Raw genomic sequence first — 8,636 nt, forward strand, 5'->3', positions numbered from 1 at the left:
GCTGGTCCGCGGCGACGCCGAACTCGGCCCGGACGGCTGCCCGGCGGCGGCGCGGCGCGGGCAGCGCCGGCGCGGCGACCGGGGCCAGCCGGGCGTCCGCGGCGCCCAGCTCGGCGGCCCGCGCCACCAGGTCGGCGGAGGCGCCGAGGGTGACCCGGGCGCCGCGGGCGACGATCCGCTCGACCAGCCGGGACAGGCCGCCGCGCAGGCCGCCGGCGAGCACCGCGTTGTGCCAGGTGACCACCACCGGAACGGCGGGCCGGGCGAGCACCGCGACCAGCCCGGCCCGCAGGCCGTGGGCGTGCAGCACGTCGACCGGCTCGGCGCCGAGCGCCCGGCGCAGCGCGGCCACCGCCCGCGCGTCGGCCGGGGTGGGGCTGGCCGGGATCTCCACCGGGTGGAAGCGGGCCCCGGCGCCGGTGAAGTCGAACTGTTCCTGGGTCGCAGCCGGGCCGCAGACCAGCACCCGGACGCCGGCGGCGGTCAGCCCGGCGGCCAGCGAGCGGACGTGCTGGCCGACCCCGCCGGTGCTGGAGGCGAGCAGCAGACCGACCGTGCCGTGCCAGCCGGGAACCGGTGCCGGTTGCGTCACCACGACCCCCTCCGCCCGGCGACCGCCGACCGCCGGTCACCCGTCCCCTGCCGTACCGGATTCATCGGGCACGACTCCCGTCGCCGGCCGTGCGGCCCGCGGGCGCACGCCACGCGCTCACCGGGACACCGTCTCCTTCCCGTCTCCCCGTTCCGGGGGCACGCCGTCGGGCCGCGCCCCGCCGGCCCGGCGCCCCCGGCCGAGCCGCCGCAGCACCCCCGCGAGCAGCGGCTGCACGTCCCGCCGGTCCGTCAGCCGGGCCACGGCGAGGAACACCACGCCGACCAGGACTCCGGACAGCATGCCCTGCACGAGTGCCGCGAGTGTCGTCGGGGTCCCGTCACCGGCCGCCGCCAGCCAGTGTGCCGCCGCCGCGCCGGCCGCCGCGGCCAGCACGCCGGCGAGCAGCCCGGCACCACCCGCCCGGGCCGCCCCGGCGAGCGCGGCGGCCCCGGCCGAGCGGCGCACCGCGACCAGCAGCAGCCCGCCGAGCACCAGCATCCCGACCGAGTTGGCCAGGGCGACGGCCGGCACCCGGTCGCGCAGCGGCAGCAGCGCGCCGAGGGCCAGCGCCGCCGCCGGCACCACCAGGAAACCGGCGGCGATCGCGCCGGTCGCCGCCCGGGTCTCGCCCCGGGCGTACAGCGCGCGGCTCAGCAGGGCGAACAGCCCGTAGCCGAGCAGCCCGGGGGCGAAGCCGGCGACCGCCCCGGCGGCGGTGGACGCCGCCGCGCCGTCGAAGAAGAAGTGCCCGACCGGAACGGCCGTGCCGATCAGCGCCGCGGCGCCGAGGAAGCTGAACAGCAGCACGCCGCGCACCGCCGGGGCCAGCGTGGCGCGGTAGCCACCCTCGTCGCCGGTCGCCCGGGCCGCCACCAGGGTGGGGTACGCGGCGACCGCCAGCGGCACCGCCAGCACCGCCCACGGCAGCAGGTAGACGGCCTGCGCCAGGTTGTAGACACCGGGGTTGGCCGCGGCGCCGTAGGTGACCTGGTTGAGGCTGACGATGAGCGCTACCTGCTGGGCGGTGACCGTCACCGCCCCGGCCACCGCCAGCCCACCCACCCGGGCACGGGCCTCGGCGGGGAAGCCGAACCCGAACCGTGGCACGAGTCGCAGCCGACGGACCGGGATCAGCAGGGACAGCGAGAGCACCACCACGCCGGCCGTGGTGCCGGCCGCCAGGAACAGCTCCCCGCCCCGGCTCACGTCGGTGACCGTGGCCAGCCGGCCTTCGGCGGCGGTGAACCCGAGGTAGACCACGATCACGGCGAGGCTGGACAGCAGCGGCGCGATCACCGGCCAGGCGAACCGGCGGTGCGCCTGGAGCACGCCGGTGAGCACGATGCCCACCCCGTAGAGCGGCAGCTGCGGGGCGAAGACCCGCAGCATCCGCTCGCCGCTGTGCTGCTGGGCCGCGCTCAGGCCCTCGCCGAGCGCCCCGACCAGCGGCCCGGCGAACAGCACCACCAGCAGGGCCAGCGGCACCAGCAGGGCCAGCGTCCAGCAGAGCAGGGCGCCGGTGGTGCGGGCCACGCTCGCGGTGTCCCCCGCCGCCACCGGGCCGGCCAGCAGCGGCACGACCAGACTGGCCAGCGCCCCGCCGGCGACGATCTCGAAGATGAAGTTCGGCACCTGGTTGGCGACGACGTACGTGCCACCGAGGTCGGTGGGGGCCAGCGTCCAGGTGAAGACGGCGGTACGGCCGAAGCCGGCGAGCCGGCTGAGCACGGTGAGGACGGCGATGAGCGCTGCCGCTCCGGCGACGCGGCCGGCGCCGGCGAGGGGTGCCGGTGTGGTCACGTCAGTCGGCGCGACGGCCCAGCGCGTCGAGTTCGCGCAGCCCGGGGGTGCGCTGGATGACCTGGGTGAAGCTCACCTTCTCGCTGGCCGCGGTGAGGCCGGCGAGTACGGCGAGCACGCCGGCCCGGCCGACCGGGCCGGTACGGGCGGCCAGCGCGACGCCGAGCACCGCGCCGAGGGCGTTCGCGCCGCTGTCGCCGACCATCACCCGCTCGCCGAGGTCGTCGGGGAGCAGGCCGGCGGCGGCGCCGACCGCGCCCGCGGCGATCCCGCCGTGCGGGCCGCCGGCCAGCGGCGCGCCGAGCAGCATTCCGGACTTCAGCGCCCGCCCGGGGCGCAGGTCGAGCAGGTTGAGCAGGTTGGCGGTGCCGGCCACCACCCCCGCGCCGAGCAGCACGTCCACGCCGCGACCGAACGCGCCGTGACGCTGCCGGCGGGGGTGCGCGGCGACCCGGGGGTCGGTGGCGAGCAGGGCGGCGGCGCCGAGACCGGCGGCGCCCACCCCGACGATCTTGATCAGGCCGGCGGTGACCCGCCCCTCGCGCAGCGCGGCGAGGTGCCCGGCGAAGCCCTTGGCGGTCTTCTGCTCCGGCCGCCCCCCGACCACGTCGTCGTAGAGCCCGACCGCGCCCGCCCCGACGCCGGCGACCAGCGCGGCGGCACCCGACGCGGCGCTGGTCGCGCCGAACGCGCCCGCCCCCGCCGCGCCCACGGCCAGGGCCGGCCCGGCGGCCAGGCTGACCGCGCGGCCGCGGAAGTTCGTCCGGTCCAGCGCCGGCCCGACCGGGGCGGTACGCACCTCGCGCAGCGCGTACCGGGCGGCGGCCGCACCGGCCCCGGCGATCAGCAGTCGACCCAGCACGCTCACGGTGCCACCTTCGTTCGCGACTGCGGGGCTCGCAGACCCGGCTCACTCCTCGCGCTCACGGTGCCACCTCAGTTCGCGACTGCGGGGCTCGCAGACCCGGCTCACTCCTCGCGCTCACGGTGCTCCCCCGCTCCGTTCGGCGGCGGCCGTCGCGCCGCCACGGCCCGGCCCGTCCACGGCCGGCAGGCCGGACACCCGGGTACGTCCTTCGCTCACTGGGGCAGTCTAGGCAGCAGCGACGCGGCGTTGTCGCCGACGCCGTACTGTCCGGCCTTCTTCTCGTTGAGCTGCTGCACCAGCGCCAGGGTGGTGACCAGCTGGCCCTGGATGGTGTTGGCGTTGTCGATGGTGGAGATGGTCTGGGTCAGCACCGGATCGCCGCGCACGATGGCCACCAGGTTGCCGCCGGCCGAGCCGGTGCCACCGACCACGATCGCGCCGGTGCGGTCGAACTGCTCGGCGACCTTGACCACCGACTCGTCCTTCTTGGCCGAGTCCTTGTCGACGTACGGCTGCCCGCTGACCACCACCACGGCCTCCGCCGCCCCGGTCACCCGGTCCTCGGTGGTGAGGTAGCCGGCGTTGCTGTACGCGGCCAGCACCGCCCGCCGGTCGGCCTCGCTGACCGGGGCCGCCCCCGGCGACCGGTCGAGCAGCACGCTGGCCAGCAGGGCGCTGGAGGTCTCCACGCCGTGCCCGTTGCCCGGCAGGCCGGAGGTCGGCGCGCTGGTCGGGCGGGCCGCGGTCACCGCCAGCTCCAGCAGGTTGTTGTTGTTGTCCGGGTTGATGAACTTGTCCTGCAGGTCGACCCGGCCGGTGACGTCGGCGCCGGCGAGCTGGAGCATCTTCACCACGCCCTCGGTGTGGTCGCGACCGGTGGGCAGGCTGAGCACCAGCACCCGCTTGCCGGTGAGCCGGCCGGGCAGGACGACCTGGGCGATCTCGGCCGCGAAGTCCTCCTCCATCTCCAGCTCCCGCTCCAGGTTGTTGACCGTCTGGCGCATCTGCTGGTTGTCCTTGCGCAGCGCGTTGACGTTCTCCTTGAGCGAGTCGGCCACCGGGCCGTTGAGGGCGGCCGTGCCGACCACCAGGCCGATCGCCAACGCCAGGAACACCGCGGTCAGGGACACCACGTGGTAGCGGAAATTGATCACGCTTGCAGCCTCTTGATCGTCGGGGAGCTAGAAGAGCTGGCCGAGCTGGAACACGAAATTGTCCCACCACTCGGAGACCACGCCCAAATACGCCTTGCCGACGGTGGAGACCGCCACGGCGGAGGCCATCGCGGCGACCGCCGAGAGGACCAGCAGCAGCAGCGATGAGCCGGAGATGCTCTGCCGGTAGAGCCGGCTGACGCCCTTGGCGTCGACCAGCTTCCCGCCGACCTTGAGCCGGGTGAGGAACGTCGAGGCCATCCCGCCGCGCCCCTTGTCGAGGAACTCCACCAGGGTGGCGTGGGTGCCGACCGCGACCAGCAGCGAGGCGCCCTTCTCGTCGGCCAGCAGCATGGCGAGGTCCTCGCTGGTCGCGGCGGCCGGGAAGGTCACCGCCGGGACGCCCAGCCCGGTGACCCGGGCCAGCCCGGGCGCCCGGCCGTCGGGGTAGGCGTGCACGATCACCTCGGCGCCGCAGCGCAGCACGTCGTCGGTGACCGAGTCCATGTCACCGATGATCATGTCGGGCGTGTAGCCGGCCTCGACGAGGGCATCCGCGCCGCCGTCCACGCCGATCAGCACCGGCTTGAACTCCCGGATGTAGGGGCGCAGCACGTCCAGGTCGGCCTTGTAGTCGTAGCCGCGGACCACGATCAGGCAGTGCCGGCCCTGGATCTGGGTCTGGATCTCCGGTACGCCGACCCCGTCGAGGAGCAGGTCGCGCTCCTGCTTGAGGTAGTCCATGGTGTTGGCGGCGAACGCCTCCAACTGCACCGAGAGCCCCTCCCGGGCGTCGGCCATCGCCTTGGCCACCGTCTCGGCGTCCTGCAGGCTGCCGTGCGCCACCGGCTCGTCGCCGACGTACACGGTGTTGCCCTCGATCCGGACGACGTCGCCCTCGCGGATCTGCTCGAAGATGCCTTCGCCCAGGTCGTCCAGGAGCGGGATGCCCGCACCGATCAGCACCTCCGGGCCGAGGTTCGGGTAGCGACCGGAGACCGACGGTTTGGCGTTGAGCACCGCGGCGACACCGACGGCGACCAACGAGTCGGCGGCGACCCGGTCCAGGTCGACATGGTCGATGACCGCGATGTCGCCGGGACGCAGCCGCCCGACCAGCCGCTTCGTACGGCGGTCGAGCCGGGCGGTGCCGACGATCCGGCCGGGTTCCGTGATCCGGGTCCGGCGCAACGTGGGTAGACGCATCGTGACCATCCTGGCATGTGAGGCAGGGTTTGCTGTCGCGACATGCCTGAGCAGGGCCGCCTACCCAGGGAAGCACACCGGGGCGCGGCCCGGTGTGCCTGTGGTCACAATCGGCGGGGTCACGGCCGCCTTTCCCGGGCCGCCACCGCCAACAACTCCTCGGCGTGGGCGATACCCAGGTCCGAGTCCGGCAAACCGGCGAGCATCCGGGCCAGCTCCCGGGCGCGTTCGGTGTCCTCCACGACGCGCACCCCGCTGGTGGTGACCGCGCCCCCGGTGTCCTTCGCCACCACCAGGTGCCGGTCGGCGAACGCGGCCACCTGCGGCAGGTGGGTGACCACCAGCACCTGGTGGCTGCGGGCCAGCCGGGCCAGCCGGCGGCCGATCTCCACCGCCGCCTGGCCGCCGACCCCGGCGTCGACCTCGTCGAAGACCAGCGTGGGCGGGCCGCCGGAGCCGGCGAAGACCACCTCGATGGCGAGCATCACCCGGGACAGCTCACCGCCGGAGGCGCCGCGCTGCAGCGGCAGCGCTGGCGCGCCGGGGTGGGCGAGCAGGCGCAGCTCGACCTCGTCGCCGCCGTCCGGGCCGACGCCGACCTCGACCCCGTTGACCGGCAACGCGGGCTCGGCCCGCCCGGCCGGACGGGGCAGCACCGCCACGTCGATCCGGGCGTGCGGCATGGCCAACCCGGCCAGCTCGACGGTGACCTGCTCGGCGAACCGGGCGGCCGCCTCGCGACGCGAGGTCGACACCCGGCCGGCCAGGTCGGCCACCTCGCCGGCCAGCCGCTGGGCCTCCCGGTCCAGCTCGTCGAGGAGCTCGTCGGAGGTGTCCAGGTCGGACAGCCGGGTGCGGGCCCGCTCGGCCCAGGCGATCACCCCGTCCACGTCGTCGGCGTACTTGCGGGTCAGCGCGCGCAGCGCCGCCCGGCGCTCGTAGACGGCCTGCAACCGGGCCGGGTCGGCGTCGAGCGCGGCCAGGTAGGCCGACAGCTCGGCGGAGACGTCGGCGACCAGGGTGGCCGCCTCCTCCAGCCGCGCCGCCAGCTCGCCCAGCGCCGGGTCGGTGCCGGCCTGCGCCTCCAGGGTGCGCCGCGCGGTGCCGAGCAGGGCTGTCGCGTCCGGCGTGTCGTCGGCGGCTTCCACCCCGCCGGCGACGCACTGCTGGGCCAGCCCGGCCGCGGTGCGCAGCCCCTCGGCGTGCTCCAGCCGCTGCGCCTCGGCCTTCAGCTCGTCGTCCTCGCCGGGCTGCGGGTCGACCCGGGTGATCTCGTCCAGGCCCAGCCGCAGCAGGTCGGCCTCCTGGTTGCGCTCGCGGGCGTTGCGCCGCCGGTCGGCCAGGTCGTCGACCACCCGCCGCCAGCCGGTGTAGGCCTCGCGCAGCGCGTCGAGCAGCTTCTCGTGCTCCGGGCCGGCGAACCGGTCGAGCGCCGCCCGCTGCTCGGCCGGGCGCAGCAGCCGCAGCTGGTCGGACTGGCCGTGCACGGCCACCACCTGCTCACCGACCTCGCCGAGCATGGAGACCGGCATGCTGCGGCCGCCCAGGTGCGCCCGGGACCGGCCTTCGACGGTGACCGTGCGGCTGAGCAGCACCGAGCCGTCCTCGTCGGGCTCGCCGCCCGCGTCGGTGATCCGGGCGTGCACCGTCTCGGCGACCCGGCCGGCCAGCCGCAGCCGCCCCTCCACCACGGCACGGCCCGGCTCGGCCCGCACCCGCCCGGCGTCGGCCCGGCCACCGAAGAGCAGGCCGAGGCCGGTCACCACCATGGTCTTGCCCGCACCGGTCTCGCCGGTGATGACGTTCATCCCGCCGGTCAACGGCAGCGTGGTGTCCTCGATGACGCCCAGTCCGGTGATGCGCAGCTCTTCCAGCACAGCACCCGACAGTAGACGCGGCCCCCGACAGTTGACCAGCCGGCGAGGCCGTGGGTCGCGGCGTCGTACAGTTCAGCCCCGTGTTGGACGTGATCGGCCTGACCGCGGACGAGGAGGAGCTGTACCGCTGCCTCGTCCAGCTCACCGTGGCCCGGGTCGACGAGCTGGCCCGGCGGCTGCGCCGCCCGCGCGCCGAGGTCGTCGCCCAGCTGGCCGCCCTGCGCGGCAAGGGGCTGGTGCTGCCGACCGGGCCCGACCCGGACGGGCCGCTGCGGCCGCTGGCGCCCGACGTCGCGCTCGGTGAGGCGCTGCTGCGCCGGCAGGAGGCGCTGGAGGCGGCCCGGGTGGCGGTCACCCGGCTGACCGAGGAGTACCGCGCCGGCCTGCGCCGGCACGACGCCGACCACCTGGTCGAGGTGATCACCGGGGCGGGGGTGCTCCGGGAACGGCTGCGCGACCTGCAGAACTCGGCCCGCGACGAGGTGCTGTGGTTCTGCCGGGCCAACCCGCTGGCGATGTCCGGCGAGGAGAACGTCGAGGAGTTCGACGCGCTGGCCCGCGGGGTGCGCTACCGGGCCATCTACGAGCGGGAGATGCTCCTCGAACCGGGCGCGCTGGCCGACGTGGAGCAGGGGGTCCGGGCCGGCGAACAGGCCCGGGTGCTGGACCGGTTGCCGGTCCGGCTGGCCATCGTGGACGCCCGGACGGCGATCTGCCCGCTGGTGCCCGACCGGGACGGCGGCGAGCCGACCGCCGCGGTGATCGGCAGCAGCCAACTGCTCGACGCGCTGATCGCCCTCTTCGAGAGTCACTGGCGGGTGGCGATCCCGCTGCGGTCGGCCACCGCGCCGGCCGGTGACGACGCCGACGGATACCAGCCGGACGCCGACGAGGTGCGGTTGCTCTCGCTCTTCGTGGCCGGGGTGCCGGACAAGTCCATCGCCTCCCAGCTCGGGGTCAGCCGGCGTACCGTGCAGCGCCGGCTGGCCGACCTGATGACGGCCGCCGGGGTGGACACCCGCCCGGGATTGGCCTACCAGGCAGCCCGGCGCGGCTGGCTCTGACCCGCCCGGTTCCCGCCACCGGCGCGCAACCCCCGGCACCCGCTGCCGGCACCGCCCCCGGCACCCGGCATC

7 protein-coding genes are annotated in these 8,636 nt (G+C 75.8%); 1 reads left to right on the top strand and 6 read right to left on the bottom strand.

The genetic code is table 11. The features are described 5' to 3' along the window. The 6 genes from DLJ47_RS30740 to recN form a co-directional block, all read right to left on the bottom strand. A partial coding sequence (locus tag DLJ47_RS30740; protein WP_146228234.1) for a glycosyltransferase occupies positions 1 to 592 on the bottom strand: 592 nt, incomplete at its 3' end. Between the two features lie 117 nt (positions 593 to 709). After that, entirely contained in the window at positions 710 to 2,395 is a 1,686-nt protein-coding gene (gene murJ / locus DLJ47_RS30745) for a murein biosynthesis integral membrane protein MurJ (RefSeq protein ID WP_109905263.1), read from the bottom strand. Position 2,396: 1 nt separating this feature from the next. Next, on the bottom strand, positions 2,397 to 3,263 hold the full coding sequence (locus DLJ47_RS30750) for a hypothetical protein (protein WP_109905265.1): 867 nt from the start codon (positions 3,261 to 3,263) through the stop codon (positions 2,397 to 2,399). A 212-nt stretch (positions 3,264 to 3,475) separates the two neighbouring features. Beyond that, the gene (locus tag DLJ47_RS30755) at positions 3,476 to 4,417 is read right to left on the bottom strand and encodes a copper transporter (protein WP_109905267.1); all 942 of its coding nucleotides are present in this window, start codon (positions 4,415 to 4,417) and stop codon (positions 3,476 to 3,478) included. Positions 4,418 to 4,444: 27 nt separating this feature from the next. Continuing rightward, positions 4,445 to 5,623: a putative cytokinetic ring protein SteA gene (gene steA / locus DLJ47_RS30760; protein WP_109905271.1), complete on the bottom strand. Its 1,179-nt coding sequence runs from the start codon at positions 5,621 to 5,623 to the stop codon at positions 4,445 to 4,447. Positions 5,624 to 5,742: 119 nt separating this feature from the next. Beyond that, positions 5,743 to 7,500, bottom strand: coding sequence for a DNA repair protein RecN (gene recN, locus DLJ47_RS30765; protein ID WP_109905269.1), 1,758 nt, complete (start codon positions 7,498 to 7,500; stop codon positions 5,743 to 5,745). Positions 7,501 to 7,580: 80 nt separating this feature from the next. On the opposite strand from recN, the gene DLJ47_RS30770 reads away from it, so the two are divergent. Beyond that, positions 7,581 to 8,564 carry a helix-turn-helix domain-containing protein gene (locus tag DLJ47_RS30770; RefSeq protein ID WP_109905273.1) on the top strand — a complete coding sequence of 328 codons (984 nt, stop codon included), beginning with the start codon at positions 7,581 to 7,583 and terminating at the stop codon, positions 8,562 to 8,564. Positions 8,565 to 8,636 lie beyond the last annotated feature (72 nt).

The sequence above is a fragment of the Micromonospora sp. S4605 genome, assembly GCF_003176715.1.
In the GTDB taxonomy this organism is placed as follows: Bacteria; Actinomycetota; Actinomycetes; order Mycobacteriales; family Micromonosporaceae; genus Micromonospora; species Micromonospora echinaurantiaca.